The sequence below is a fragment of the Burkholderia aenigmatica genome, from assembly GCF_902499175.1.
Classification (GTDB): domain Bacteria; phylum Pseudomonadota; class Gammaproteobacteria; order Burkholderiales; family Burkholderiaceae; genus Burkholderia; species Burkholderia aenigmatica.
This window is the reverse complement of the sequence record NZ_CABVQC010000051.1, coordinates 40,542-67,195: the sequence shown is the minus strand read 5'-3', so window position 1 is coordinate 67,195 and position 26,654 is coordinate 40,542. Positions and strand designations below refer to the sequence as shown.

General features: G+C 68.7%; 25 protein-coding genes and 1 pseudogene. 13 read left to right on the top strand and 13 right to left on the bottom strand.

Going from position 1 to position 26,654, the window contains the following annotated elements; genetic code table 11:
- From BDO18943_RS29730 to BDO18943_RS29710, 5 genes and pseudogenes are all read left to right on the top strand, one after another.
- Positions 1 to 218 (top strand): annotated as a pseudogene (locus BDO18943_RS29730) (LysR family transcriptional regulator); the annotation flags it as partial.
- Between the two features lie 41 nt (positions 219 to 259).
- Positions 260 to 1,183 carry a DMT family transporter gene (locus BDO18943_RS29725; protein WP_175025077.1) on the top strand — a complete coding sequence of 308 codons (924 nt, stop codon included), beginning with the start codon at positions 260 to 262 and terminating at the stop codon, positions 1,181 to 1,183.
- 67 nt (positions 1,184 to 1,250) lie between these two features.
- Positions 1,251 to 2,030: a sensor histidine kinase gene (locus BDO18943_RS29720; RefSeq protein ID WP_175025076.1), complete on the top strand. Its 780-nt coding sequence runs from the start codon at positions 1,251 to 1,253 to the stop codon at positions 2,028 to 2,030.
- Between the two features lie 76 nt (positions 2,031 to 2,106).
- Complete coding sequence (locus BDO18943_RS29715) at positions 2,107 to 3,450, top strand: hemolysin family protein (RefSeq protein ID WP_175025075.1); 1,344 nt, start codon at positions 2,107 to 2,109, stop codon at positions 3,448 to 3,450.
- Between the two features lie 22 nt (positions 3,451 to 3,472).
- Positions 3,473 to 4,057 (top strand): thiamine phosphate synthase, encoded by a 585-nt coding sequence (locus tag BDO18943_RS29710; RefSeq protein WP_175025079.1) that lies wholly within the window; start codon positions 3,473 to 3,475, stop codon positions 4,055 to 4,057.
- 74 nt (positions 4,058 to 4,131) lie between these two features.
- On the opposite strand, the gene BDO18943_RS29705 is transcribed toward BDO18943_RS29710, so the two are convergent.
- On the bottom strand, positions 4,132 to 5,784 hold the full coding sequence (locus tag BDO18943_RS29705) for a DUF3459 domain-containing protein (protein ID WP_175025078.1): 1,653 nt from the start codon (positions 5,782 to 5,784) through the stop codon (positions 4,132 to 4,134).
- Between the two features lie 308 nt (positions 5,785 to 6,092).
- Here BDO18943_RS29705 and BDO18943_RS29700 point away from each other — a divergent pair, with 308 nt between their 5' ends.
- Together BDO18943_RS29700 and BDO18943_RS29695 are read left to right on the top strand one after the other, a co-directional pair.
- Complete coding sequence (locus tag BDO18943_RS29700; RefSeq protein WP_175025074.1) at positions 6,093 to 6,800, top strand: class I SAM-dependent methyltransferase; 708 nt, start codon at positions 6,093 to 6,095, stop codon at positions 6,798 to 6,800.
- Positions 6,801 to 6,925: 125 nt separating this feature from the next.
- Positions 6,926 to 7,594 (top strand): glutathione S-transferase, encoded by a 669-nt coding sequence (locus BDO18943_RS29695; protein WP_175025073.1) that lies wholly within the window; start codon positions 6,926 to 6,928, stop codon positions 7,592 to 7,594.
- A 6-nt stretch (positions 7,595 to 7,600) separates the two neighbouring features.
- Here the strand turns inward: BDO18943_RS29695 and BDO18943_RS29690 are convergent, their stop codons facing one another.
- The gene (locus BDO18943_RS29690; protein WP_043177847.1) at positions 7,601 to 8,254 is read right to left on the bottom strand and encodes a DUF1345 domain-containing protein; all 654 of its coding nucleotides are present in this window, start codon (positions 8,252 to 8,254) and stop codon (positions 7,601 to 7,603) included.
- 136 nt (positions 8,255 to 8,390) lie between these two features.
- Between BDO18943_RS29690 and BDO18943_RS29685 the strand changes: the two genes are divergently transcribed.
- Complete coding sequence (locus BDO18943_RS29685) at positions 8,391 to 9,122, top strand: metallophosphoesterase (protein ID WP_175025072.1); 732 nt, start codon at positions 8,391 to 8,393, stop codon at positions 9,120 to 9,122.
- 32 nt (positions 9,123 to 9,154) lie between these two features.
- On the opposite strand, the gene BDO18943_RS29680 is transcribed toward BDO18943_RS29685, so the two are convergent.
- Together BDO18943_RS29680 and BDO18943_RS29675 are read right to left on the bottom strand one after the other, a co-directional pair.
- Positions 9,155 to 9,850 carry an RES family NAD+ phosphorylase gene (locus BDO18943_RS29680; protein WP_175025071.1) on the bottom strand — a complete coding sequence of 232 codons (696 nt, stop codon included), beginning with the start codon at positions 9,848 to 9,850 and terminating at the stop codon, positions 9,155 to 9,157.
- Between the two features lie 2 nt (positions 9,851 to 9,852).
- Positions 9,853 to 10,272: an MbcA/ParS/Xre antitoxin family protein gene (locus BDO18943_RS29675; protein ID WP_043177863.1), complete on the bottom strand. Its 420-nt coding sequence runs from the start codon at positions 10,270 to 10,272 to the stop codon at positions 9,853 to 9,855.
- Between the two features lie 233 nt (positions 10,273 to 10,505).
- Between BDO18943_RS29675 and BDO18943_RS29670 the strand changes: the two genes are divergently transcribed.
- Entirely contained in the window at positions 10,506 to 11,288 is a 783-nt protein-coding gene (locus BDO18943_RS29670) for an ABC transporter substrate-binding protein (RefSeq protein WP_175025070.1), read from the top strand.
- 214 nt (positions 11,289 to 11,502) lie between these two features.
- Here BDO18943_RS29670 and BDO18943_RS29665 read toward each other — a convergent pair whose 3' ends face one another.
- The 3 genes from BDO18943_RS29665 to BDO18943_RS29655 form a co-directional block, all read right to left on the bottom strand.
- Entirely contained in the window at positions 11,503 to 11,751 is a 249-nt protein-coding gene (locus tag BDO18943_RS29665) for a hypothetical protein (RefSeq protein WP_175025069.1), read from the bottom strand.
- A gap of 608 nt (positions 11,752 to 12,359) precedes the next feature.
- On the bottom strand, positions 12,360 to 13,841 hold the full coding sequence (locus BDO18943_RS29660; protein WP_175025068.1) for a sigma-54 dependent transcriptional regulator: 1,482 nt from the start codon (positions 13,839 to 13,841) through the stop codon (positions 12,360 to 12,362).
- Between the two features lie 429 nt (positions 13,842 to 14,270).
- A complete protein-coding gene (locus BDO18943_RS29655) occupies positions 14,271 to 15,188 on the bottom strand; it encodes a metal-dependent hydrolase (RefSeq protein WP_043179148.1) in 918 nt (305 codons plus the stop codon).
- A 581-nt stretch (positions 15,189 to 15,769) separates the two neighbouring features.
- Here BDO18943_RS29655 and BDO18943_RS29650 point away from each other — a divergent pair.
- From BDO18943_RS29650 to BDO18943_RS29640, 3 genes are all read left to right on the top strand, one after another.
- Positions 15,770 to 16,111 (top strand): FKBP-type peptidyl-prolyl cis-trans isomerase, encoded by a 342-nt coding sequence (locus BDO18943_RS29650; protein WP_043177872.1) that lies wholly within the window; start codon positions 15,770 to 15,772, stop codon positions 16,109 to 16,111.
- A 35-nt stretch (positions 16,112 to 16,146) separates the two neighbouring features.
- Complete coding sequence (locus tag BDO18943_RS29645; RefSeq protein ID WP_175025067.1) at positions 16,147 to 16,920, top strand: helix-turn-helix transcriptional regulator; 774 nt, start codon at positions 16,147 to 16,149, stop codon at positions 16,918 to 16,920.
- A 197-nt stretch (positions 16,921 to 17,117) separates the two neighbouring features.
- Positions 17,118 to 18,566, top strand: a complete 1,449-nt coding sequence (locus BDO18943_RS29640; protein ID WP_175025066.1) for an MFS transporter — start codon at positions 17,118 to 17,120, stop codon at positions 18,564 to 18,566.
- Positions 18,567 to 18,576: 10 nt separating this feature from the next.
- Here the strand turns inward: BDO18943_RS29640 and BDO18943_RS29635 are convergent, their stop codons facing one another.
- Both BDO18943_RS29635 and BDO18943_RS29630 read right to left on the bottom strand, forming a co-directional pair.
- Positions 18,577 to 19,512: a hypothetical protein gene (locus BDO18943_RS29635; RefSeq protein ID WP_175025065.1), complete on the bottom strand. Its 936-nt coding sequence runs from the start codon at positions 19,510 to 19,512 to the stop codon at positions 18,577 to 18,579.
- 68 nt (positions 19,513 to 19,580) lie between these two features.
- Positions 19,581 to 20,051, bottom strand: a complete 471-nt coding sequence (locus BDO18943_RS29630) for a winged helix-turn-helix transcriptional regulator (protein ID WP_175025064.1) — start codon at positions 20,049 to 20,051, stop codon at positions 19,581 to 19,583.
- Between the two features lie 154 nt (positions 20,052 to 20,205).
- Between BDO18943_RS29630 and BDO18943_RS29625 the strand changes: the two genes are divergently transcribed.
- Positions 20,206 to 21,441 carry an MFS transporter gene (locus tag BDO18943_RS29625; protein ID WP_175025063.1) on the top strand — a complete coding sequence of 412 codons (1,236 nt, stop codon included), beginning with the start codon at positions 20,206 to 20,208 and terminating at the stop codon, positions 21,439 to 21,441.
- Between the two features lie 128 nt (positions 21,442 to 21,569).
- On the opposite strand, the gene BDO18943_RS29620 is transcribed toward BDO18943_RS29625, so the two are convergent.
- The 4 genes from BDO18943_RS29620 to BDO18943_RS29605 are packed head-to-tail and all read right to left on the bottom strand — an operon-like array spanning position 21,570 to position 26,539.
- A complete protein-coding gene (locus BDO18943_RS29620) occupies positions 21,570 to 22,736 on the bottom strand; it encodes a glycosyltransferase family 4 protein (protein ID WP_043177880.1) in 1,167 nt (388 codons plus the stop codon).
- On the bottom strand, positions 22,736 to 23,920 hold the full coding sequence (locus tag BDO18943_RS29615; protein WP_043177882.1) for a glycosyltransferase family 4 protein: 1,185 nt from the start codon (positions 23,918 to 23,920) through the stop codon (positions 22,736 to 22,738). The genes BDO18943_RS29620 and BDO18943_RS29615 overlap by 1 nt, the downstream gene beginning before the upstream one ends.
- The gene (locus tag BDO18943_RS29610; protein WP_043179150.1) at positions 23,917 to 25,389 is read right to left on the bottom strand and encodes an O-antigen ligase family protein; all 1,473 of its coding nucleotides are present in this window, start codon (positions 25,387 to 25,389) and stop codon (positions 23,917 to 23,919) included. The genes BDO18943_RS29615 and BDO18943_RS29610 overlap by 4 nt, the downstream gene beginning before the upstream one ends.
- A 10-nt stretch (positions 25,390 to 25,399) precedes the next feature.
- Entirely contained in the window at positions 25,400 to 26,539 is a 1,140-nt protein-coding gene (locus BDO18943_RS29605) for a glycosyltransferase family 4 protein (RefSeq protein WP_175025062.1), read from the bottom strand.
- Positions 26,540 to 26,654: the final 115 nt, after the last annotated feature.

The following is a 26,654-nucleotide window of genomic DNA, read 5'->3' as shown; positions in this document are numbered from 1 at the left end:
ATCTGCAGGCGATCGCCGATGCCGCCGCCGCCGCCGCGGGCCTCGCCGTCTGCCCGCTGGCGCGGCGGGTCGCGCCACGCACCCTGGTCGACGTCGGCGCGAAATTCGGGCTGCCGCCGCTGCCGCTGTCGCAGGTCGTGCTGTATTCACGCGTGCACGATGCGCGCGCCGCCGCCGCATTGCGCAGGTTTGCCGACAGCCTTGCAATCTCGGCGTAAACTAGCTGGTTTCGCCGCCCGCAATCTCCAGAAGAATTCCAATGAAGCCCGAAGCCCGCATGCACCTCCGCGCCAACCTGCTGATGCTCGCCGCCGCCGCGATCTGGGGTTCGGCTTTTGTCGCGCAACGCCTGAGCCTCGACGTGATCGGGCCGTTCCTGTTCACGGGGCTGCGTTTCCTGCTCGGCGCGCTGGTGCTGGTGCCGCTGCTGATGCTGAACACGGCGTCACGCGCGCAGCTCGCGGCAATCCGCCGCGAGCCGGCGCTGCTCTTGCCGGGCCTCACGCTCGGCGGGCTGCTCGCGGTATCGATCTCGCTGCAGCAGATCGGCCTGCAGTACACGCGCATCGCCAACGCAGGCTTCATCAGTTCGCTGTACGTCGTGCTCGTGCCGCTGATGGGCGTGTTCGCACGCCACCGGATCGGCGCGGGCACATGGTTCGGCGCGCTGCTCGCGGCGATCGGCCTGTATTTCCTCAGCATCGACGAGCACTTCTCGGTGCTGTACGGCGACTGGTTCCAGCTCGCCGGCGCCGTGATCATCGCCGCACACGTGATGGCCGTCGGCCATTTCGCGAAGCGCCACAATCCGCTCGTGCTCGCGTTCCTGCAGTTCCTCGTGTGCGGCGTGGCGTGCCTCGCAGTCGGCCTCGCCGTCGAGCCGGTCAGCGGCGCGATGCTGCGCGGCGCGCTGCCGACGCTGCTGTACGGCGGGCTGCTGTCGGTCGGCGTCGGCTATACGCTGCAGGTCGTCGCGCAACGCCACGCGGCGCCCGCGCACGCGGCCGTGATCTTCAGCATGGAAGGCGTGTTCGCGGCGATCGCCGGCTGGGCCGCGCTCGGCGAAACGCTGACGCTGCGCGCGCTCGTCGGCTGCGCGCTGATGCTGGCCGGCCTGCTCGCGTGCCAGTTGCTGCCGAACGGCGACGCCCGGAAAAAGGACGAGGACGCGCTGCCGGCGTGACACGCACCGTCCCTATAATGGCGGTTCGCGTGACTTCCACGCCAACCGCTTCCGACAGGCCAGCTCCGTGACGTCCACTTCCGTCGATCCCGCCGCCGACCTGCTGCGCGAACGCGCAGCGTATTACGCCACCCAGGCGGCGCTGTTCCTGCGCGACCAGGCACTCTCCACCGCGTCGCACGACCTGCGCAGCCCGCTGAACGCCATGCACAGCTGGGCGTACGTGCTCGAGCGCCAACTCGCCAACGCCGATCCGAACCTGCAGCGCGCGCTCGCAGGCATCCGCACGGGCATCGACCAACAAGTTGCGCTGATCGACGACGTGCTCGACGCGCCGCGCGCGGAAACGCGCACGCTCGCACTCAGGCCGCAGCCGTTCGCGTTGCGCCCGTTGCTCGACGACACGATCGCGCTCGTGCGTGTCGCGCTCGCCGACGCACGGCAGGTCGCGCTCGACGCGACGCTGCCGGACGGCGAACCGTCGTTGACCGCTGACCGCGAACGCATCGCGCAGGCGCTCTGGACGATGCTGACGGCCGCGGTCGAAGTCAGCGCCGCCGGCGGCCGCGTGACGTTTGCATGCGCCCGCGACGCCGTGCAGTTCACCGCGCGCGCCACCTGCACCGTGAACGCCGGCGCGCTCGCCGATCCCGCGCAGCCGCACGCGTTCGAATCGTTCGCTCGCCGCGAAATGCTGCGCGAGCGCGACGCCAAGCGGATCGCCTGGACGCTCGCGCTCTGCCAGCGGGTCGCGCTTGCACACGGCGGCACGTTCTCGCACGACGCGTTCGCCGATGGCGCGACCGCCACCATCACGTTCTCCGTCCCCGGTGAGGCGCCGGTGTAAGCAATCGGTCGCCCAGTACATTACAAATTCCTTTCTGGCTCTATACTGATGGGCCTGTCATAACCGGAGTGTTTCTTTGTTACAGATCTTCGCGCTCATCGGCGCGTTGTTCCTGGTGGCCCTGAACGGGTTCTTCGTCGCGGCCGAATTCGGCCTCGTCAAACTGCGCGCCACGCGCGTCAAGACACTGGCCCGCAAGCACGGCCTGCGCGGCCGCATCCTCGGCATCGTGCACGGCCGGCTCGACGCGTACCTTTCCGCGTGCCAGCTCGGCATCACGCTTGCGTCGCTCGGCCTCGGCTGGGTCGGCGAACCGGCCTTCGCGCAACTGCTCGGCCCGCTGCTCGACCTGATCGGCGTGCAGTCCGAACGCGTCGTGCACCTGGTCTCGCTCGTGTTCGCGTTCTCGCTGATCTCGTTCCTGCACATCGTCGTCGGCGAGCTCGCGCCGAAATCGATGGCGATCCGCCAGTCGGAAAAGGTCGGCCTGTGGGTCGCGCTGCCGCTGTACGCGTTCTACTGGGCGATGTATCCGGCGATCTGGGTGCTCAACAACAGCGCCAACGCGGTGCTGCGGCTCGCGGGGCTGTCCACCGACCACGGCAGCGATGCGCACTACTCGACCGACGAACTGAAGCTGATCCTGCGCAGCCGCCGCAGCACGGCCGGCAATCCGGCCCAGCCGGCGCGCGGCACGTACAGCAACGACGAGTGGAACACGCTCGCGCATTCGCTCGATTTTTCGTCGATGACCGTGTCGGACCTGATGCGGCCGGCCCATGAAATGATCGGCCTGCGCCGCGACCTGCCGCTGCCCGACAACATGGAGATCGTCGCGCGGCACCGTTTCAGCCGCTATCCGCTGTTCGAGGATGTATCGCGCGAACAGGTGAGCGGACTGATCCACCTGAAGGACCTGCTGCTCGCGCGTCATGCCGGCGCAGCACTCGAAGACCTGTCCGACTACGTGCGCCCCGTGCAGTACGTGAAGCCCGACACGCCGGCGCTTGACCTGTTCCGCCGCTTCCGCAAGGGCGCACCGCACTTTGCGCTGGTCGGCAACAAGGGCGAGAAGCCGATCGGCTTCCTGACGCTCGACAATCTGCTCGGCGCGCTGGTCGGCCAGATCCACGACGAGTTCCGCCAGGGCGACGCCGACTGGAGCCGCCTCGACGACGGCACGCTGATGGGCAAGGGCAGCCTGCCCGTCGTGTCGCTCGAGCAGGCGCTCGGCATCGACATCGACGAAGGCCGCGCGGAATCCGTCGGCGGCCTCGTGATCCAGGCGCTCAGCGACCTGCCGACCGAAGGGCAGCGCGTGTCGTTCGACCGCTTCGACGTCGTCGTGAAGAAGATGAACGGGCCGCGCATCGTGCTCGTGCGCGTCTACCCGAAGATCGCGAAAGAGGCCGATGAATGACGGCCGCGCGTCGCCGCACGCGATGAACGCCACGCTGCCGCGCTGCTGCGTAATCACGCCGGAGCCGGCATCAGCGTCGGCAGCCGATTGCGCGGCGTTCCTCGATCGATTGTCGGCCGTGCTCGCGCGCGGCGAGACACTCGTGCAACTGCGCGTGAAATCGCTCGACGCAACCGCGTTCGCGTCACTCGCCGCCGAAGCGCTCGCGCGCTGCAACGCAGCCGGCGCGCACCTGATGCTGAACGGTCCGATCGATGCGGCCGGCGTAATGCGGCTCGACAACGCCGGCTGGCATCTCGACGGCACCGCGTTGCGCGCTGCCGCGCAGCGGCCTTTGCCGGCCGGAAGATGGATGTCCGCCGCCTGTCACACGCACGACGACCTGCTGCTGGCCGCGCGCGCCGGCGCGGATTTCGTCACGCTGTCGCCCGTGTTGCCGACGCTCAGCCACCCCGGTGCGCCGACGCTCGGCTGGGCGCAGTTCGAAGCGCTGGCTGCTGAAGCCGCGATGCCCGTCTTCGCACTCGGCGGCATGACGCGCACGCACCTCGACGATGCGCGCCGCCACGGCGCATACGGCGTCGCAGGCATTCGCGGGTTCTGGTAGTTCGGGGATTTCCTGCGGCGGTGCAGCCGGGCGCAGATGCGCCCGGCCTCTCGGACTCTTGCCCGCTCACATCGTCATGCGTTCAGGTTCGGACGCATTTCTCGCCACGCACCGTCATCGATGCGGCGCGCATCGTGCGTGAGCGCATACCGGTTGACGTCGCCCGTCAGCCACGCGACGAGCGAATACGGCGGCAATACCCGTTCGTCGACCCGGTCGCGCGCACGGGCCGGCGTCTCGAACACGACCCGCCCTTTCGGTGCGTCGAACGGCAGCGCCTCGGGCGACAGGTTCAACGCGATCGTCAGCGTCTCGTCGTCGGCGAGCCGCCATGATGCAAGCAGTGCGTCGGCATCGCCGTCGCCGTCCGACTTCAGCGCACGCGCCTCCTGCGGCCGGCAATCGGACAGCCGCGGCGCGATCAGCTTCGCGCGCACGGCCAGCGCCGACTGCACGAAATGCGCGCGATCGATATCGCGTGCGGTTTCGTCGAAGATCAACGGAATCTGCGGCGTGAGCAGCGACAGCGCAAGCGCGGCCAGACCGGCCTCCTGCCCGTGGTCGCCCTGCCCGCTGTCGCGCCACGCGCCATCGGACAGCACCAGCGACGTCAACGACAGCCCGCTGTCGGCAGCCATGCCTTCTCCCGATGCGGCCGGCTGGAACGCAGCCCCGGCCGCGGTCAGCGCGCGGGCGAGCGTGTGGATCGACTGGTGCGTGGAAATGCCTTCGTGGGCCGACGTGTCGCGCCCCGTCAGCCGGTGCAACGCGCGTTCGCCGCACCCGTTCCACTGCGCATCGAAATGGGTATCGGCAAGATGCGCCGGATGCCGCTCGCTGCCGAGTACGAGATGGATCAGCCGGTCGGCCGGCACGGCCGCGCGCACGCGATCCGCGATCTCGCGCAGCCACGACGCGCCGATCCGGTCGGCTTCGCGCAGGCGCAGCCCGTCGCAACGGTACTCGTCGATCCAGTACAGCGCGTTGTCGCAGAAGAAATCGCAGACTTCCGGATGATCGAGCGCGAGCGGCGGCGCCTGCAGCGGATCGTCGCGCGTATGGAAGAACGGCGCCGCGTAGTGGCGCAGCGCGTCGGTGCCGCTGCCGAAGCGCGCGTAGTCGAGCTCCAGCAGCACCGCGAGACCGTAGCCATGCGCACCGTCGATCAGCGCCTTCAGCGCATCGGGGCCGCCTTCGGCCGCGAGCGGCGCGAACGGCAGGCTGTCGTGCGGCGACGCCAGCAGTTCCAGCGCAGTCACGCCGAGGCGCGCGAGTTGCGGCAGGCGCCGGCGCACGCCGTCGAAGCCACCCACCGCGTGCGGACGAATCGCATAGAGCGCGATGTCTTCCCACGCGCGTCCGTGCCAGAACGTGTTGCGCCACGTGAACGCGCGCGGATCGACGACCTCGCTCGGGCCGTTGAGCCCTTCCGGTTGCGAGCGCGACGCGGGATCGGGAATCGATACCGTATCGTCGAGGCGATAGCGGTAAAGCGCACCCGCACCACAATCGGCAAAGACTTCGAACCAGTTCGTGCCGGCGGCCGTCATCGGGACGAGCAACGGGCCGAAGCCGGTATCGAGTTCGAGCTGGATCTGCGCGCTGCCCGGCGCCCACACGCGAAAATGCGTGCGCGGCGTCGCGCTGAGCGCGCCACAGGGCTGTGCGCCGAACGGCAAGCAGTGAATGTGGTGCTGCGCATACGGATCGTGCGGACAATCGGACATCATGCGCTCCTCGTGCGTACCGAGCGGCATGGCCGCGCCAGCGGCGCGGCACATCGGGGCCCGGCATGCGACGGCCAGGCGGGGGGAGAGAAACGAGTATGCGCCGGATTCGCCACCGCGATGCATCGTTCCCGAACATTTTTAAATACGAATCGACCCCGGGGAAAACCCGTATTCCGGCAGGTGCCGGCGAGTCAGGTAGCCGGCATACCGGAATGATGGCTCGCCTTGTTGCACCGGCTGCGCACGCTTACGCTCTGCGCCATGCTCGCGGACACGTCGTCCGCGCCCGACCCGAGGAACCCGTCATGTCGCTTCCCGCCAGCGCCGCCAAATTCGATCCGGCACGCGCACACGAATACGCCGAGCAATCCCGCATCGCGCTCGCCGGCTACGATGCCTGCCACGAACTCACCGCGTGCATGCTCGCGTCTGCGATCGATGCCCGCGATGCGCGGATCCTCGTCGCGGGTGCGGGCGGCACGGGGCAGGAAATCTGCGTGGCGGCCGTGCTCGAGCCAGGCTGGCGGTTCACGGCCGTCGACCCTTCCGCGCCAATGCTCGCGCTCGCGCGCTCGAACGTCGACGCCGCGGGCTTCGGTGCGCGCACGGCGTTCGTCGAGGACCGTGTCGATGCGTTGGCCGACACGCCCGCGTTCGACGGCGCGACGCTGATCGGCGTGCTGCATCACGTCCCGGGCGACGAAGCGAAGGCGGCGCTGCTGCAAGCAATCGCGCGGCGCCTGAAACCCGGCGCGCCGCTCGTGCTGGCCGGCAATCATCGCCGCTACGCGGACCACCCTCGCCTGCTCGACGCGTGGCAGCAGCGCTGGCGCATGAAGGGCGCGACGCCCGACGCCGTGCGCGCGCAACTCGCGAAGATCCTGCAGGGCGCCGATCCGCCTGTGTCCGAGGAAGCCGTGTTCGGGCTACTGCGCGATGCGGGCTTCGATGCGCCGCTGCGCTTTTTTGCGAGCCTGTTCTGGGGCGCGTGGATCGCGATGCGGCGCGCATGATGGATCGGGGCGGCCGGCCAGGCGCAGTCGGCCAGACACGGCCCGAAACGGCACACGACGCGTTTCGTGTACGCGCCACACGCGCTGGGTATGATGGCGTTCCCGCCCCCACTTCCGGTGCCGACATGCTCACGGTCCATCACCTGAACAACTCGCGCTCGCAGCGCGTGCTCTGGCTGCTCGAAGAACTGGACGTGCCGTACGAGATCGTGCGCTACGCGCGCGATCCGAAGACGATGCTCGCGCCACCCGAGTTGCGCGCGATCCATCCGCTCGGCAAGTCGCCCGTCGTCACCGACGACGGCCGCACGTACGCCGAATCGGGCGCGATCATCGAGTACCTGGTCGAACGCTACGGCAACGGCCGCCTGGCGCCGCCGCCCGGTACGCCCGAGCGGCACGACTACACGTACTGGCTGCACTACGCGGAAGGGTCGGCGATGCCGCCGCTGCTGCTCAAGCTCGTCGCGCTGCGGATCGCGCACGCGCCGATGCCGTTCTTCGCCAAGCCGATCGCGCGCAAGATCGCCGCGACGCTGCAGTCGAGCTTCGTCGATCCGCAGATCGCGCTGCATCTCGGCTATATCGACGACACGTTGAGCCGCACCGGCTGGTTCGTCGGCGACGGCTTCAGCGCCGCCGACATCCAGATGAGCTTTCCGCTCGAAGCCGCGACCGCGCGCGGGGGCGACGGCCGGCACCCCGCGATCGCGCGCTTTCTCGACGCGATCCACGCGAGGCCGGCATACCGGCGGGCGCTGGAACGCGGCGGCCCGTACGAACTGCTCAAGTAGCCCGCGTCAACTCAGCAGGCCCGCCGCGACGTTGATCGACAGCCCGAGCACGGCCATGTTGAAGTAGAACGACAGGATCGACTGCGCGAGCACCGAGCGCCGCGCGGAGCGGTTCGTCAGCGACACGTCGGCCGTCTGCGACGCGACCGCGAGCGTGAACGCGAAATACAGGAAATCCCAGTAATCGGGTTCGGGCTTCTGGTCCGGGAAGCGCAGCGCGCGATCGTTGCTCGGCGAGCCGTAATAGAGCCGCGCGTAGTGCAGCGTGAAGATCGTCGGGATCAGGAACCACGCGCCGAACAGCGTCGCACCCGTGATCGCGTAATGGCTGAGCCCTGCGCGAAAGCCGACGCTCTTGGCGGTCGCGAGTTCGATCGCGATCGCGGCCACGCTCGCGACGGTCGCGATGCAGATGACCGTGAGCACGGTGGTCGCGTTTTCGTCGTCGCGGATCGCGATTTCGCGCACCTTGTGATGGTGCGCGGTGACCATGCGCACCCACATCAGCGCGAGATACAGCCAGATCGCGCAATCCCAGCCGATCAGCGCACGCACCGTCGGACGCAGCGGAAACGGCAGCAGCACCGCGCACAGCAGGCCGGCGACGAACGCCGCGACCAGGCGCGGCCGGTTGCGTAATACCTGCGGATAAAACGTCATCGTGTGGTTCCGAAAGCGAATGGAAAGGTTCGGCCGGCGCGCGGAGCAGCCCTTCGCGCCGTACCGGCGGGTACCGCCCCGATTATCGTCATTCCATCGTGACGTGGCGATGGGCGCAAGCGCCTAAGATATTGGGATGACTGCCACCGCCCCCCTCTGCCACCATCCGGCGAACACGGTCGGCCGCGACCTGGTCGTCGGCGACCTGCACGGCTGCGTGGATGTGCTGCGCGCACTGCTGCACGACCTCCGCTTCGATCCGGATCGCGACCGCCTGTTCTCGGTCGGCGACCTCGTCGACCGCGGCCCGGCCTCCGAAACCACCCTCGACCTGCTCGATCGCCCGTGGTGCCACGTCGTGCGCGGCAATCACGAGGAAGTGCTGAGCCTCGTGGCGCGCGGCAAGCTGTCGCCCGACGCGTGGCGCGGGATCGGCGGCGACTGGGGCGCCGACCTGCCGCCGGAACGGCTGCACGCACATGCGGCGCGCGTCGACGCGCTGCCGCTGGTGCGCGTGATCGGCGACGGCCCCGGGCGCTTCAACGTGCTGCATGCGGAATTCTTCGGCTCGGACGCCGATCTCGACACGGGCAGCTATGCGCACGACGTGCGCGAGCGCTTGATCTGGGGCCGCGATCTCGTCCAGGGGCTCGCCGATCCGGCGCGGCAGGCCGGGCTGTCGCTGACCTGCACCGGACACACGCCGGTGCGCGCGCCGCAGCGGATCGGCGCGCAGTGGTTCATCGACACGGGCGCGTTCGCACCGGCCGGGCGGCTCACGCTCGCCGAGCCGCGCACCGGGCGCACCTGGTCGATGACGCAGGCCGAAGCGCGCGAACGCCACGCGGGCGACTGGCCGCTGCCCTGACGCGCTGAGGCTCGCGTGCGAGCGAGCCCTACCTAGCCGACCTGGTTCAGTTCGAACACCGCGTCGACGGCCGAGCCGTTCCAGTTGTATTCGAGATAGGCTGCGTGATGGCAGTCGCGCAGCAGCGCGGTCCGGAACGCCGCCAGGCACTCGCCGTGCGGGTCGCGCACCGACGGATAGACGATCCCCGCGCCGCCGGCATTGCGCACGGCGCGACCGAGCGCCTGCCCGGCGCTGTAATCGAGCGGATGCAGCAACGCCGGATCGCGTTTCGGCCACAGGCGCACATCGGCCACGTCGCCTTGCGCGATCACCGTGTAGAGCCGCATCTGCTGTCGCATCGGCGGCTCCTTCGTCGCGGCCAGGAACAGTGCGCTGTGATAGCGCGTCTCGGCGATCGCCGTATCGCGCGAACGCGCGCAATAGAACACGCCATAGCTGCCGTCGGAAAAGCGGCTGCCCTGCGGATTCAGGTGCGTGAACGCGGCCATGATCGGCCCCCAGCCCTGCCCGTAGCGGCGCTCGGCGGGCGGCACCAGGTCGAGCGAACCGACTTCGTTGCGGATGCGATCGTTGGTCAGCGACTCGAGCGCATAAAGCGCGTCGAAATCGTCCGCCGACGCCACGCGGTCGAACAGGTTGATCGCCGGAAAACGGGTGGGGATCACGCGATAGGCAGGCGCCCAGTCGACCGCGGTCGTGGGCCATTGTTGTACTTGAATCGGCATCGTCACGCCCAGCCACCTCGCATCGCGTCGAGATATTGCCGGACGGCGACCAGATCGCCGACATTGCCGGCGAGCATCCGGTCGAGTGCGCGCTTGCCGCCGAACGGCGCTGCGTCGTTGGGCCGCTTGACCCACGCATCGGCCGCGGCCGGCTGCGGCAGCAGGATCTGCAGCGCCTTGTAGATGCCGAGCAGCAGCGATAGCCGCTCGAGCGTATCGCGCGGCAGCCGCGCCGATTCCGGCGTGGCCTTCCACTTGAAGAACGTCGAACGGCCGGGCGAACCGAGCAGCACGATCTGCTCGTCGATCGTCAGCTCCCAGTCGCGCGCGATGTTGAAAAATGCACGCAGGCCGGCCGCCGACATCTGCGCGACCGAGGCCTGCGGCGGGGCGGAATGCGAATCGTAGGCGGGCTGTGACATGATCGTTAGTCTCGAAACGAATTTACTAACAAGATTAGTCCATTTTCGTATTTTTGCAAGGGTCGACACCCGGCGACCGGCCAGCACACCCGCCAAAACGATATTTTTTGTCCATTCTGGACTCCGATTTTATTTTCTGCGTTAATGGCCGTGCGGACACCGCGCGCAGACGCGGTTCGTGTCCGTGAAACCGTGTCGCACAGAAACCGGAAGCACCCGCCAAGGAACGCACCATGAAGAGACTGATTGCCGCTGTTTCGATCGCCCTGCTCGCGGTATCCGCAGGCCCCGCCGTCGCGAAGGACTGGACCACGATCCGCTTCGGCACCGATGCCAGCTACGCGCCGTTCGAGTCGAAGGCACCCGACGGCAAGCTGGTCGGCTTCGATATCGACCTCGGCAACGAGATCTGCGCGCGCCTGAAGGCGAAGTGCGTGTGGCTCGAGAACGATTTCGACGGGATGATTCCGGCGCTGAAGGCGAAGAAGTTCGACGCGGTGCTGTCGTCGATGTCGATCACGCCGCAACGCGCGCAGCAGATCGGCTTCACGACGAAGATCTACAACCAGCCGACGCGGCTCGTCGTGAAGAAGGGCTCGCCGCTGCTGCCGACGGCCGAATCGCTGAAGGGCAAATCGATCGGCGTCGAGCAGGGCACGACGCAGGAAACGTATGCGAAGGCGTACTGGGGCAAGCAAGGCGCGAACGTCGTGTCGTACCAGAACCAGGACGGCGTGTACGCGGACCTGACCTCGGGCCGCCTCGACGCGGCGCTGCAGGATGAAGTGCAGGCGGCCATCGGGTTCCTGAAATCGTCGCGCGGCGCGAACTACACGTTCGTCGGCCCCGAGCTCGTCGACGACAAGGTGCTCGGCATCGGCGCCGGCATCGGGCTGCGCAAGGAGGACACCGACCTGAAGGCGAAGATCGACGGCGCCATTCTCGACATCGTCAAGGACGGCACCTACAAGCGGCTCGCGTCGAAGTACTTCGACTTCGACATCTACGGCGGCTGAAACGGCGTCGCGCGCGTACGGGCGCCACTCCCGTCGCGCGCGTCCGACCGCCCCTCCCCTCACCACCGGACGGCAACGGCACGACGCCGTTTGCCGTCACATCGAATGCATCATCCGTTGCACGTACAGCACGACGCTGCGCATTTCATTCGGATTGCAGATTGATTGTTCGCGACGACGATGCCCGGCGCGAACGGATGTCGTGCGGCTTCGGTCAGTAGGCGAAGACCGGGCGTCGAGGTACCGGCGCCCGTGCGCACATGCCCTTGCGAATCGGGTTCGCGTGCAGGAAAGTGCCGACCCGGCGCGGATGACCGGCAATCAGCCGGATCCGCCTCGCGCCGGACGCGGAGAGATGGCCTGTCGATGCATGCCGGCCGGCTGCGAGAACGACGTTCGACCGGCGATGCTCCGAATCACTGCGATCGCGGCCTGCCGGCCGCGGCGTGTGGCGATCGATCATTTTTCTTCCCCGTATCAGTCTGATGGTTGTTCCGGCAACCGGGCGAGGCCGGTGCCCCGACGATCAGGCGACGACGCTCCGTGCTCGCCGGAACGCGGCTGGTGCCGCGCGCCGCCGCCGCATCCCCGCGGACTGGGTCCTGGCCGGTGCTGACAGGGTTCGCTGCCGAACCGGACGGACCATGCATCGTCGACTCTCGCACGCTCTCTTCCGCAAGGAGCGGGCCAGCTTCGCGCGAGCCCGGCCGGACAAGGGGTTGACCGGGCAGCCCGGCGCCCGGAACGGGGGCGGAATACGGGAAGTTGCGAAACTGAAACACGCGGTGCGCGGCACGCATCGGGCGCGTGGCGGCCCCGCCTTGCCGGATAAGGCTGAACAATGCAGTGCGACATTTTTACCGATGGGCGGCCGGCCGTTCACCCCGATTTGCCGCGCCAATTTGCCTGGCCGCCGAGGCGAAACGTTTCATGCGCTTTACATGCCGTCGGCGGCGCGAAAATCGCGGGGCGTTCGCGGCAGGAATCGGCCGGCGCCGGGCCGGCCGACTGCACGGCGATCGGGCGAACCCGGCGTGCGCTGTATCGGTTCACGCGTCGCGCGTGCGCCGCTCAGCCGACCCGCTGATGCCCCGCGTCGCCGGACGGCGCGCCATCGTGCCCGCCGTTGTCGCCGTTCCCGCCGTTGTTGTCGTGATCGTTCAGCCCGTGCTCGATCATCATCCGGTAGAGCGTCACGCGCGAAATGCCGAGTTCGGCCGCGGCCTTGTTGATGCGGTGATCGTTGCGCAGCAGCGCATTCTCGATCGCGGTGCGCTCGGCGAGCGCCCGCGCCTGCTCGAGCGTCACGGGCTCGGTTTCGCCCGGCGTGTCGAGCCCGAGATCGTGCGGCGTCAGCAGCCGGCTCTCGGCCATCACGATCGCGCGCCGCACGCGGTTGATCAGCTCGCGCACGTTGCCGGGCCATTCGTAGCGCCGCATCGCGTCGAGCGCGGCCGACGTGAAGCCGCTGATCTTGCGGCCGCTGTCGGCCTTGTACTTCTGCAGCACGTAGTGCGCGAGGATGTCGATGTCCTTGCCGCGCGCGCGCAGCGGCGGCTCATGGATACGCAGCACGCACAGGCGGTGATAAAGGTCCGCGCGGAAGCGCCCGGCCTCGACCGCGCCGTCGAGATCCACGTGGGTGGCCGAGATGATCCGCACGTCGACCGGAATCGATTCCTGCCCGCCGAGCCGCTCGATCTTCCCCTCCTGCAGGAAGCGCAGCAGGCTCGCCTGGCTTTCGACCGGCATGTCGCCGATTTCGTCGAGAAACAACGTGCCGCCGTTCGCCGATTCGATCCGGCCCGCGCGCCGCTGGTTCGCGCCGGTGAACGCGCCGCGCTCGTAGCCGAAGAGTTCCGACTGCAGCAGGTGATGCGGAATCGCGCCGCAATTGATCGCGACGAACGGACCCTTGCCGCGGCCGGAACGCTCGTGAATCGCGAGCGCCGTCAGCTCCTTGCCGGTGCCCGACTCGCCCGAGATGAACACGCTCGCGTCGGTCTTCGCGACCTTGCGGATCGTGCTGAACAACTGCTGCATTGCCTCGCAGTTGCCGATCATCCCGTGTTCGCCGATCGACGCCGCATAGGCCGCGCCATCGACGCGATCGAGCGCGGCCATCCCGCGCGCATGGCCGAGCACGTGCGAAATCCATTCGTAGGGCAACGGCAGGGTTACGTAATCGAAGCAATAGCTGCGGATCAGTTCGCGCACGGCGGGACTGATCGTGATGCCGGCCTGCGCGATGGAGATCCAGCCGATCGACGGCTGGCTCAGGCATGCCTTCAGCGCGGGATAATCGCGCGACGTGAACCCGGTGAAATCGACCAGCCCGGCGGCGACGGTCACGCCGGACGTCATGTTCTGCGCGGCGCCGGCCGTCTTCGCGACGGAGATTTCCCAGCCGAGCCCGCGCAGTTGCGCAAGCAACGGCTCGTCGGGCGAACGCATGATCACGAACAGCTTGCGTCCGTCTTCGGGCGCGGTAATGGACACATGCGTCATCTCGGGCACCGCATGCCCGTTTGCGTCAGGTGACCTAGCAACCATCGTTGTTCCCCGCTTGGCATTGGTATCGCGCGCCGGCCTCGCCGTCGCGTGCGACGGACCACGATCGAAACGACATATTGGCCGCATTTCCGTCCGAATAAAATCCCCCCGCGCATGAATCGCACGTGAGGTGGACATTGTCATGAACGGTATATCGATGCGGCCGGTGCGCGGCTAGATGGGTGTTATCCCGGTGGCGTGTGCGGCGCGAGCCCCGAGCGGGCGGCCGCGCGACGCGCAAAGCCGCGCCGGTGCTGGCGCGCGGGGTTCGCGGGCGAGGCGGCGCACGCAGCATCGGCTCGCCCGCGCAGGCTTGCGCGGGCGGTCGACCGGCCGGCCGGACACCCGGCCATCCGGTTCGAATTAATTTCGGTCAATCGTCAGAGGAAGCCGGCTGATGCACGAACGCAACATGCGCGGCGCGCGGTATCAGCGGCCCGACGCGAGCGGCGCCGGCGCGTTCGCGCGGCCACGGCCGGCCGGCGTGCCGCCGTGTTCGCCATAGGTGGCGGCGAGCGCGTCGACCCGCGCGAGATGGTGGTGGTTGTCGTGATCCCACGGATGGAAACCCGGCCGGAAGAAGCTCAGCCATTCGCCGGCGATGCGCGGGAACAGCCCGCGGCGCGGCCCGTACAGGAACGCCATCATCCGCAGCATGCCGCGCACGTGGTGGCCGGCGCCGCGATCGCGCCACAGCAGCGTCGCATGCATCAGGAACACGGTCGGCCAGAACGTCAGCGTCGTCAGCAGATACACGCCGATCCGGATCAGGTAACGGCGCAGCCCCGGTTCCATCGCGGCATTCCATACGTCGAACGACACGGCCTTGTGCTCGGTTTCCTCGAGCGCGTGCCAGATCCACATCTGGCGGTAGCCTTCGACCGAGCCGTCGAGGCGCGTCGGGTCGCGCAGCAGCCAGTCGGCCAGCATCGCCGTGTAGTGCTCCGCCGCGACCGTGTGCGCGAGCTGCACCGAATGCGGCAGCTTGCGCTTCATGTAGCCGAGCACCGTCCACACGCGCTTGTCGAGCTTGCGCGCCGGCAGGTGGTTCGCCTGCATCAGCTCGTTGTATTCGATGTGCTCGCGCGTGTGCATCGCCTCCTGGCCGATGAAGCCGAGCACCTGCTGCTTCAGCACGGGATCGTCGATCCGGTCGCGGTAGTTGCGCACCGAATCCATGAAGAAACGCTCGCCGGCCGGGAACAGCAGCGACAGTGCGTTGAAGAAATGGGTCACGTGCGACCCGAGGCCATGCCAGTCCTTCGCGCGTTCGACCGGCAGGTCGAAGCGCAGGTCGCGGCGCACCGGCATGATCCCGGCTGCGGTGGCGGAAGCGGCTGACTTCATGTTCATCGTTCTCCTGGTTCCGGCGCGGCCCGGCGCGTCGTCCGACGCGGCCGGCGCGGGCCCGGGCGGCGCGTCGCGCACCGCCAAAATCTTGACATCGACAGCTGTAAAGATAGGCCGCCCGCGGCGGCGCACGCAAGCCGCGCGGTAGATGCGCGCTTCCAAACAGGGCACGGTCGAAAAGGCGGAAAAAACGGCGCTCGAACGGCATCCGGACGGGTCGGGATTCGAACGCGCGAGACCGCACGCGTGTCAGTTGCGGCGGCCGGCGCCGTATCGCAGCCGTGGCCTGAAAGCCCCGTGTGGCGGGCGCTTCACGGAATCGGGAGAAGCCGTGCAGCATGCGGCCGAACGCCCCGGTAGCACCGATTCATACACGCGTCGCACTCGCGCGGTGCAACCTCGGTCGCGCGGCTCGAGAAAAATTCAAACAAGCGTTCCATTTGCGTTTCGTGCGATCGCGGCCGCGGCGGCCCGCCGCCGTCCGCGACACGCGTGCGACCGGCCGAACGCCACGAGCGGCGGCCCGCTGCGTGCTCGCCTACAATAGCGGTTTTACCTATCCTTTTTCAGGAGAAGTCATGTCTGTCATCACGACCGAATCGGGCCTCAAATACGAAGACCTGACCGAAGGCACCGGCGACGTTGCACAAGCCGGCCAGACCGTCAGCGTCCACTACACGGGCTGGCTGACCGACGGTCAGAAATTCGATTCGAGCAAGGATCGCAACGACCCGTTCGCGTTCGTGCTCGGCGGCGGCATGGTCATCAAGGGCTGGGACGAAGGCGTGCAGGGCATGAAGGTCGGCGGCGTGCGTCGCCTGACGATCCCGCCGCAACTCGGCTACGGCCCGCGCGGCGCAGGCGGCGTGATTCCGCCGAATGCGACGCTCGTGTTCGAAGTCGAACTGCTCGCCCTCTGACACGGCACACGAGCCGCCGGCTGACGCCCTGCCCCATGGCACACCTTCCGTCCCCCACCGTCGCACTGCAACGCTACGACACGCTCGAAGCGTCGGACGTGCACGACTTTCACCAGATCGTGCTCGGCATCGACGGCGCGATGGTGATGGCGGTGGACGGCGTCAGCCAGCGCCTCGACCGGCACGGCGCCTGGCTGATTCCGGCCGGTGCTCGCCACGATTACGCGGGCCTGGGCGAGAACCGCCAGCTCGTGCTCAATCTCCCGCCCGCATCGCTCGCGGTGCCGCAGCGGCTGTTCGACAACGCGCGCGCCGTGGCGATCGATCCGGCGCTGACGTCGCTGGTCGCGCAGATCGCGGCGGCAGCCGCGCAACTCGACGCACCCGCCGGCGACGCGCAGCACGCGGCCGCGCACCGTTTTCAGTGGCAGGCGGCCGCGCGGCTGTGCGGCGCGCTGCTCGACGAACGCGGCATCGCCGCACCCGCACCGGGCCTCGATTTCGCGCGCATCGACCGCTGGCTGCGCGCACGGCTTGCGGAGCCGCTACGCATCGCCGATCTCGCCGCGCACTGCGGCTACGGGATGCGCCGTTTTCATCAACTGTTCGTCGATGCGTTCGGCGAAACGCCGCATCGCTACCTGCAGCGGCTCAGGCTCGACGCGGCCGTGATCCTGCTCGCGGACGGCCGGTATCCGCTCGTCGATATCGCCGGAATGGTCGGCTTCGCGGATCAAAGCACGTTCACGCACGCGTTCACGAAGCGCTTCGGCGTAGCGCCGGGACGCTGGCGCGGCGCGCGGCATTGAGCGCAGCCGCATGCCGGCGTTGAATCCGCGTCAACGCACGTCGTAGCGGCACGGTTCGGCAAACCGCATTCGCTCGGGCGCCCGGCCGGTCGCAGCCTTCGCCGCTCCCGTTCGCCGTCCCATCGCATCCTGTCGCCCGCTTCGATGCTTCACGTCCCGCTGAAACATCGCCCGCCGCCGCGTCCTACGATTGACGCATGGATACGACCGCCCCCTCCGCCGCCTTCCCGCCCGCGCTCGCCCGCATCGTCGCGACCGTCAGCACCGGCTTCGTCGTCACGCAACTCGACGTGACGATCGTCAACATCGCGCTTGCGCATCTCGCCGGCGACCTGCACTTGCCGGTCGCCGGCCTGCAGTGGGTCGTCGATGCGTACACGCTCGCGTTCGCGGTACTGATGCTGTCGGGCGGCGCGCTCGGCGACCGCTTCGGCGCGCGCCGCCTGTACATCGCGGGCCTCGCGCTGTTCGCGGTCGCGTCGCTCGCATGCGGTGCTGCCAGCACGCCCGCGATGCTGATCGCGGCGCGCGCGCTGCAGGGCGTCGGTGCCGCGGCGATGCTGCCCAATTCGCTCGCACTGCTCAACGACGCGTGCCGGCACGACCCGCACCTGCGTGCGCGAGCCGTCGGCGGATGGACGGCAGCCGGGTCGATTTCGATCGCGGCCGGCCCGGTCGTCGGCGGCCTGCTGATCGCGGCGTGGGGCTGGCGCGGCATCTTCCTCGTGAACCTGCCACTGTGTGCGGCCGGGCTGGCGGCCGCCTTGGCATGGGTACCCGCGCGCCGCGTGGGGGCTACGCCGGCCACGCCTTCCCGTTCCGTCCGTGCACTCGACCTGCGCGGCCAGTTCATCGCGATCGCGATGCTGACCGCGCTGACCGGCGCGGTGATCGAATGGCGGCCGCTCGGCTTCGCGCATCCGGTCGTCGCCGGCGGCTTCGCGCTGGCCGCACTCGCCGCGCTCGCATTCGTCGCGGTGGAAGCGCGCACAGCCACGCCGATGCTGCCGTTGTCGCTGTTCCGCCATCGCACGTTCAGCGCGGCCGTGCTGTTCGGGATCTGCGTGAACCTCACGTACTACGGCACCGTGTTCGTGCTCGCGCTGTACCTGCAGCGCGCACGCGGCGAATCGGCATTGCAGGCGGGCCTCGCGTTCCTGCCGCTGACGGGCGGCTTCCTGCTGTCGAACCTCGCGAGCGGCCGCGTCGTGGCGCGTCACGGCCCGCGTGCGCCGATGCTGGCGGGCGCGCTCGTCGCCGCACTCGGCTACGGGTCGCTGCATTTCATCGACGCATCGACGCCGCTGGCCGTGCTGCTGGTACCGTTCCTGCTGATTCCGTCGGGCATGGGTTTCGCGGTGCCGGCGATGACGACGGCCGTGCTCGCGTCGGTCGCGCCCGAGCGGGCCGGCATCGCGTCGGCCGTGCTGAATACCGCGCGGCAGGCCGGCGGCGCGATGGGCGTCGCAGCGTTCGGCGCGCTCGCCGGCGGTGGAGGCGCGGCGCAGGTCGTGAACGGGTTGCGGACCGAAACGGCCGTGTCGGTCGCGCTGCTGGTCGCCGCCGCGTTGCTCGCGACGCGGGTGCGGCCCGATGCGCATCGCGGCGCATCGCCCGCGCGTCAGGCCGTGGCGGCGGCCGATTGAACGGAGGCGGTCAGGCGTCGCCGGGGTCGCGCTGGACCAGGTGACGCCACGGGAACACGTTGTCCTTGAAGTGACTCACGTAGCCGCCGTGGCCGGCCTGGATCACCATGAACGACAGCCGCGGATGCAGGGCCTGCAGCGCGTCGAGCGCGTCCCGATCGAGACACGTATTTCTCAGCGTCAGCGTGTGGAGCCGCTGGCCGGCCGGGCTCTTCAGCAAGCGCTCGTAGGCCTCGAACGACGTGACGCTGCCAGCGTCGCGCGCGCGCTTCCACGTCGAATGCAATGCGGTCGATTCGGAGAAATCGAGCCAGCCGAGCGACGACAGGTTGTCGCTGCCGGCAAGACGCTCGATGAACTGCTGCGTGTCGTCTCCACCGCCGATGCGCAGCCGCTGGAGATGCGCAAGCGGCACGTCGAAGAAGCGCGCGTCGGGCGCATTCGGCACCGTCAGCTCGGTGAGAAACGGCGCCTTCGCGGCAAAGCGGGCAATCTCGCCGCCCTCCTGCATGATCAGGTCGCGGCGCACGACCATCGACTGGTTGTGATCGGCCGGTTCGGTCGGCCGCACATACAGCGAGCGCAGCATCGGGAACCGCGCGTCCGAATCGAGCAGCGGACCGAAATCCCATTCGCGCGTGCCGTTCGCGCCTTCGTCGAGGCCGCTGAACGCGAGATCGGTCACGAGCGCCGCGACGTCCCGCTCGGCCAGACATTGCAGCGTCCAGTCGAACGGCTCCTCCCAGGCGCCGCCGAAGTACCGGACATGCAGCCCGGCCCGCATCGGCGCGACGGTGACATGGTTGAAATCGGTCTGCCACAGCGGCTCAGCCGGATCGGCATGGTCGCGCCCGTCCTCGGCGCCCTCGCGCTCGCAGTAGTCGTGGATGCGACGCTGCAAGTCGAGCAGCAACCGATAACCGGCGGAATCCAGCGGGTGGGACATGACGATGCGGCTCCGGTCGACGACGATCGCGACAGTCTATCCGACGGCACGGCCGTCGCGCATGACGCTCACTGTCGCGTCGTACCGGCTTCGTCGCCGATCTTCTTCACGACAGTCTCCGCCGCCTTCAAAGGCCGGCCGTCGTCATGCCGCAGCGCGAGCTTGCGGATCGCGCGCCCGGTACTGCGGTCGACCAGCACCGAATGCGGCTCGCCGCGCGCGAACAGGTTCGCCTCGCCCCACTGCCGCAGCATCACGATCACCGGAAACAGCCCTTCGCCCTTTTTGGTCAGCGCGTACTCCTGATACGCACTGCCGTCCGACGCCGGCACGACGTCGAACACGCCTGCGTCCACCAGCATCCTGAGCCGGTCGGACAGGATGTTGCTCGCGACGCCGAGGCTCGCGCGGAAATCGCCGAACCGGCGCACGCCGTCGAATGCATCGCGCACGATCAGCAATGCCCAGCGATCGCCGACGATATCGGTCGCCCGTGCCACCGGGCACGGCGAATCCGCAAGACTTTTCTGCCTGGCCATGTTCCTCTCCGCCATCGCGCCGGCCGCCTTCTCGGCAACGCCGGCCATCCGTGCGCGGACGTCTCGCCCGCCGCACAACAGGTTGCATTTTAAAACTACTTTTCCTACACTCCATTCTGGTTTTAATTTGCAACTACTTTGCGTAAGGGAACTCATGGATTCTTCCTGTCATTCCGGCAGCGTTGCATCGAACGCACCTGCACATGCAGCGCATCCGGCCGACGACGGCCGCCTGTCCGCGGCGCGCGTCGCGTTGCTGGCCGTCTGCTGCGCGGCCAGCGTCGCGAACGTCTACTACGCGCAACCGCTGCTCGATTCGATCGCGCGGGATTTCGGCGTGTCGCAGGCGGCCGTCGGCGGCGTCATCACCGCGACGCAGCTCGGCTGTGCGCTCGCGCTGCTGTTCGTCGTCCCGCTTGGCGACCTGCTGAACCGCAAGCGCCTGATCGCCGTGCAGCTCCTGCTGCTGACGGCGGCCTGCATCGGTGTCGCCGCCTCGTCGACGCGCGTCGCGCTGCTGGCAGGGATGGTCGCCGTCGGGCTGCTCGGCACCGCGATGACGCAAGGGCTGATCGCGTGCTCGGCCGCGCTGGCGGGCGCCGGCGAACGCGGGCGTGTGGTGGGGGCCGCGCAAGGCGGCGTCGTGGTCGGGTTGCTGGCCGCACGCTCGCTGGCCGGCGTCGTCACCGATATCGCGGGCTGGCGGGCCGTCTATCTGGTGTCGGGCGCGCTCGCGATCGCCATGCTCGCCGTGCTGTCGCGGCTGTTGCCGGACGAGAACGGGCCGCGCGAGCGCATCGGCTATGCGGCGCTGCTGCGATCGATGGTGTCGCTGCTGCGCAATGAACGCGTGCTGCGCGTGCGCGGCGCGATCGCGCTGCTGATGTTCGCGGCATTCAGCATCTTCTGGAGCGCGCTGGTGCTGCCGCTGAGCGCGCCGCCGCACGCGATGTCGCATACGCAGATCGGCGCGTTCGGTCTGGTCGGCGCGCTGGGTGCGGCGGCGGCCGCCCGCGCGGGCCGGCTCGCGGATCGCGGGCGCGGCGAAGCGACGACCGGCGCCGCGCTCGCGTTGCTCGCGTGTTCGTGGTTGCCGCTCGCGTTCGGCAATACGTCGATTGCGTGGTTGATCGTCGGCATCGTGCTGCTCGATGTCGGCGGACAGGCCGTCCACGTCGTCAACCAGAGCATGATTCTCGGCACGCGGCCCGATGCGCATGCGCGCCTCGTCGGCTGCTACATGCTGTTCTATTCGGCCGGCAGCGGGCTCGGCGCGATTGCGTCGACGATGATGTATGCGCGCGCCGGATGGACGGGCGTCTGTGTGCTCGGCGCCGTCGTGAGCGTGGCGGCGCTCGGTGTCTGGGCCGCGACGCTCAGGCGCGCGTGATGCGTGCCGGCGCCGCGTATCGGATGGAGAAGGCCGGCCAGCCCTTCGCAGGCGGCCGGCACGCGAACCGGCCGCGCGTGCACCGGTCCGGCTTTCGGTTCGGCGCGCAGGTTGCGCGCCGCGGGCACTCAACCCGCTGCCTGGATCGCCTCTTCGTACACGCCGGCTACGCGCCGCGCGATCACCGCGTTGTCGAAATGATCGCGCGCATAGCGCTTGCACGCGGCCTCGTCGGGTAGCGTGATCGCGCCCGACAGCGCGGCGCCGAGGCCTTCCGCGATCGCGTCCGCGCCGGTGGACGGCAGCACGAGATCGCTGGACAACCCGGCGACGGCCTCCGGCAACCCGCCGACCGGCGTGACCAGCACGGGCGTGCCGGACGCGAGCGATTCGACGGTGATCAGCCCGAAGCCTTCGAGCGCGACCGTCGGCACGACACTGACCGTCGCCGCGCGGTACAGCGCCGCAAGATGGTTGTCGGGCACGAAGCCGAGCAGCTTCACGTTGTCCTGCAGCCCGGCCGCATCGATGCGCTGCTGCAGTTCCTCGCCGATCTTGCCCTTGCCGGCGATCAGCAGCAGCACGTCCGGGTGACGGTGCTTGAGGAGGCCGATCGCGTCGATCAGGTCCTCCAGCCCCATGCGCCGCACGAGCCGGCGCACGGCCAGCACGATCGGCCGGTCCTGCGGCAGTTGCAGCTTGTGCCGCGCCTCGCCGGGCGTGAGCGGCGTGTCGAACTGCGCGGTATCGACGCAGCCGGGAATCACGCGCACGCGCGACGGATCGATTCCGTAGCGATTCGTCAGGATCTGGCCGAACGCCTGCGACAGCACGATCAGCCGCGACGAACGCGTATAGACGGCCTGTTCGAGATAGCGCTTCGCGCGCTGCCCGAGCGACGCGGCACCCTCGACCTGGCTTTCGTCGGCCCACGGCCCCTGGAAGTGCGACACCTGCGGAATCCCGCGCGTGACGTCGAGGCCCGGGAACGTGTACAGCGCGAAGTGCGACGAGATCACGTCCGGCCGCTCGCTGCGAACCTCCTCGCGCAGCGCTCGCCGCGCGGCGAGCATCCGGCGCGCGAGCGATTCCGTTGCGGGGCCGAAACCCTGGATCGCACCATCCGTGTCGTCGGCGACCTTCGGCGAGCCGGCAACGAGCCCGCGCACCTCGACACCCGCGCCCGGCAGCGCGCCGACGAGCGAGTAGTACATCCGGTCGAGGCCGCCCGCGCGTTCGGGGAACCAGTGCATGCCGATTTGCAACGATTTGATCGGCCGGGAAGATTGGGACATCACGACTGCTCCTGCGTGACCGCATGCTCGACCCGCTCGAAAGCGGACGGCTGCGAAGGTTGGCCGATGCGCCGATAGAGCGCGACATACTGGGCGCCCATGTGCGCCCAGCCGAAACGGGTCATCAGTTCGCGGGCGGCGGCGCCCATCGCGCGACAGGTGTCGCGCGACGCCGCGAGCGTACCGATCGCCTGCGCGAGCGCGGCCGGATCGTCCGGATCCTCCAGCACGATCCCGCATTCACGCGTAATGATTTCCGCGCCGCCCGCCGTGCGCGCGGTGACGACCGGCAGCCCGGCCGCCATCGCCTCGAGCAGCGACAGGCTCATCGCTTCGTAGCGCGACGGAAAGACATACGCGTCGACCGAGCGCATCAGCGTCGGCATGTTTTTCACGAGACCGAGGAAATGCACGCGCGAATCGATGCCGAGCGCGCGCGCCTCGTCCGGATACGGGCTGCCGGGCAGGTAGCCGGCCACCGCCAGATGCACGTTCGCCGGCAGCTTCGTCAGCGCCTTCAGCACGGTGCCGAGGTTCTTGCGCGGCGTGCGCAGGTCGCCGACGAACAGCAGCAGGAACGCATCGTCCGGCAGCTTGAACGCCGCGCGATCGGCCTGCGCGCCCGCGAATGCGCTGGTGTCGACGCCGTTGTAGATCACGCTGATCTTGCGGCTGTCGATGCCGAGCCCGGCGATCTCGTCGGCCACCTTCTGCGACACGGCCGTGATCGCGCGCGAACGCCGGTACGCCCAGCGCTCGAGCGTGGTGTTCACGCGCGTATAGACGTACTGGTACGCCGACCACAGCCCCTTCGTCGGCCCGAACGGATAGTACGGACTCTTGAACCAGCCGCCGTGCACGAAGTGCGCGGTATTCACGTCGGCCTTGATCCACGAAATGAAGCCGTTCACGTGCAGCACGTCGTACTCGTCGCGATGCGCGCGCAGCCAGGCCGCGCTCTTCAGCGCGAACACCTGCTGCTTGACGAGGTTCGACGGCCAGAAGCCGCCGACCTTCACCGGCACCCAGCGCACGCGCGGGTCGGCCAGCAGCTCGGGCGCGACGTGCGACGCGACTAGCGTGACCTCGTAGTTCTCGGCCAGCGCCGCGCGCGCGATTTCGTAATTGACGCGGCCCTGCCCGTCGTTATGTCGCACGACGTGCGTGACGATCGCGATTCTCAATGGTCGCCTCCCCGTAAACGCGCGGCGGCCAGCAGGCGTTGTGCCTTTTGCCAGTGCGCCGCGGAAAGAATCGAAAAAATGGCTGTGAACATCAGCAGGCCGCCCGTGCCGATCAGCGAGTTCGTGAACACGAGCATCGCGAAGGTCGACAGGCACAGACTCAGGCACGCGCCGACGAACTTGTCCTTGCGCAGCTTGAACGCCGCGCGCAGCGTGCGGCCGAACAGCATCACGACGCCGGCGAGGTACAGCAGCGTGCCGGGCCAGCCGAGCACGAACGGCACGTTCATCACGCCGCTGTCGAAGCTGCCGTACTTGCCGAGTTCGCCGCTGTCGCTCGACAGCTTCGTCGATGCGCCCGTTGCGCCCATCCCTTCGCCGGCGACGTCGGTAAACGCCGTCTGCGCGAAGGTCGCGTAGAACTTGTTGCGGTCGTCGTAGCTGCGGTCGTCCTTCAGGTTCGTGATCGACTGGAGACGCTGGCCGAGGCGATCGGCCACCGGCCCGACGGTCAGCAGCGGCACGCACAGCCCGACCAGCACGACACCGCTGATCAGGATCCGCATCCGCACGCGGTTGTTCGACTGCGCGAGCTGGATCGCGAGCGCGATCACCCAGCCGCCCCACGTCGAGCGCACGAGACACAGCGCGAACGACACGAAGCCGGCCGCCCCCGCGAACCAGCGGATCTTCTGCGGCGCCGCGAGCACGAACACCAGCGCGCCCATCATCGCGAACGCGAACGGCCCCGACGAGTTCATCGTGCTGAACACGCGCACGCCGTACGGCACCGGCTCACCCTGCGAACCCATGTCCGAACCGATCATCCACAGCACGTCCCACTGCGGCATCACGAAGTACTGCACGACGCCGTACACGCCCATCACCAGCATGCCCCACATGAACGTGGACAGCAGCACGTCGCGGTACTCCGGGTAGTCGCGCGCGTTGACCATGATGTGAAAGCCGATCAGCACCGGGTACACCCAGTTCGCGAGGTCGTAGGTCGCGGCCATCACGCCGCTCGACACGATCCCGACGAGGTACGCGTACGCGAGCCCGAACAGCATCAGCAGGATCGGGATCCCGCGCCGCTGCGCGAGCACGCGGTAATGCCGGATCAGCCCGAGGCCGGCGATCATCGTCACCGCGAGCGGCGCGACCTGGATCAGGCTCGTTGGCGTAAATGCGCCCTTCGACCAGTCGGCGAGACGCCGCACTTCCGGGCTCAGGAACCACACCCACCACATGAAGCCGACGTAGCGCGCCGGACTCTTGAAATACAGCCAGATGCCGACCGCGATGGCCAGCACCGGAAACGCGAGCGTCAGCACCTTGCCCTGGTGAATGGCGATCAGCGCGGCGGTGAACGTCCACAGCCCGGCCTGCCCGACCCAGTGCTTCGGCTCGGGTAGCCAGCTGCGGTTGCGGTTGCGCGACGGCGCGCGTTCGGCGGTAATCGTACTCATCGATCCGCTCTCACCGCGACGACGGTCGCGAATCCGCGAGCGGCATCGCCAGGCCCGCGGCTGCCGGCGTCCGGCGCCGGCGCAGCATGTCGCGCGTGATCCGCACGTGCTGCTCGGCGAACGCCTGCGTGGTCAGGTCGCGCTCGCGCAGGCACGCGGCAGCGGCCCGCGCGCAGCCCAGCGCCGCGGCCGGATCGGCCACGAAGCGATCGGCGGCCTGACGCATCGCCTGTGCGTCGAACGCCGGCACATAGGCGGCCGTATCGTGCGGGAAGTAGTCGCTGAGCCCGCCGACGTCGGACACGATCATCGGCTTGCCGACGGCCGCCGCCTCGAGCATCACGGTGATGCCCGACGCATGGAAGTTCGGCCGCAGCGGCACGACGATCACGTCGGCCCACGCGTACAGCTCGTGCTGCTTCGCGAGCCCCGACGCCGAGCCGATCTTCACGTTCGGCGCATGCCACTCGCGCGGCACGCGGCGGCGCGTCGCGAGCCGCACGTCGTAGCGCTCGTCGCCGCCGAACGCGGCGAGGAACGTGCGCCAGTCGCGGTCGCGGTCGTTGCCGATCGCCGCGATCCGCAGCGGCCGGTTCGGTTGCCATTGCTGCGGCTCGTTGATCGGGAAATCCTGCGTGTTCAGCCCGTAGTAGACGAACTCGGCGTCGCGGCCGAGATAGCGGCGGCACAGGTCGGCGTTGTCGCGCGCCAGCGTGGTCAGCGCGTCGGCACGCGCGATCAGCTTGCGGTACAGCCAGCGGCGCGGGCCGCCGAAGCTGCCCCACTTGTCGAACAGCCACACGCTCTGCGCGAGCAGCAGCGGGCGCTTGCCCTGCGCGCCGGCAAGCTTCAGGATCAGCGAAGCGGCGAGATGCTCCTGCTCCGTGTGCGTCCAGATCACATCGGTATTCAGCAGCGCCGCGCGGTTGCGCCACGCATGCACGACGTCGAAGCCGAGCGCCGCCTTCAGCGCACGGCGCGCGAGGCTGGCTACGCGGTTCTCGCCGCCATCCTGCGAATAGGTCAGCCGGAATTCGTCGGATTCGGCATGGTGATAGCCGTACAGGCAGCCGATGTCCTCGCCTTTCCGGTAGGTACGCGGATCGGCGCCGTAAAACAGGTGAACGTGGACCTTGGTAGCCGTAGTCATGTCAGTCTCCGCCGGGCCGCCCCAAGGAGATTGACCGCCCCCTCGGGGGGCAGCGAACAAAGTGAGCGTGGGGGTAGTTTCATTTCAGCCCTCCGTGGGTGGCCGCGCGGCGTTG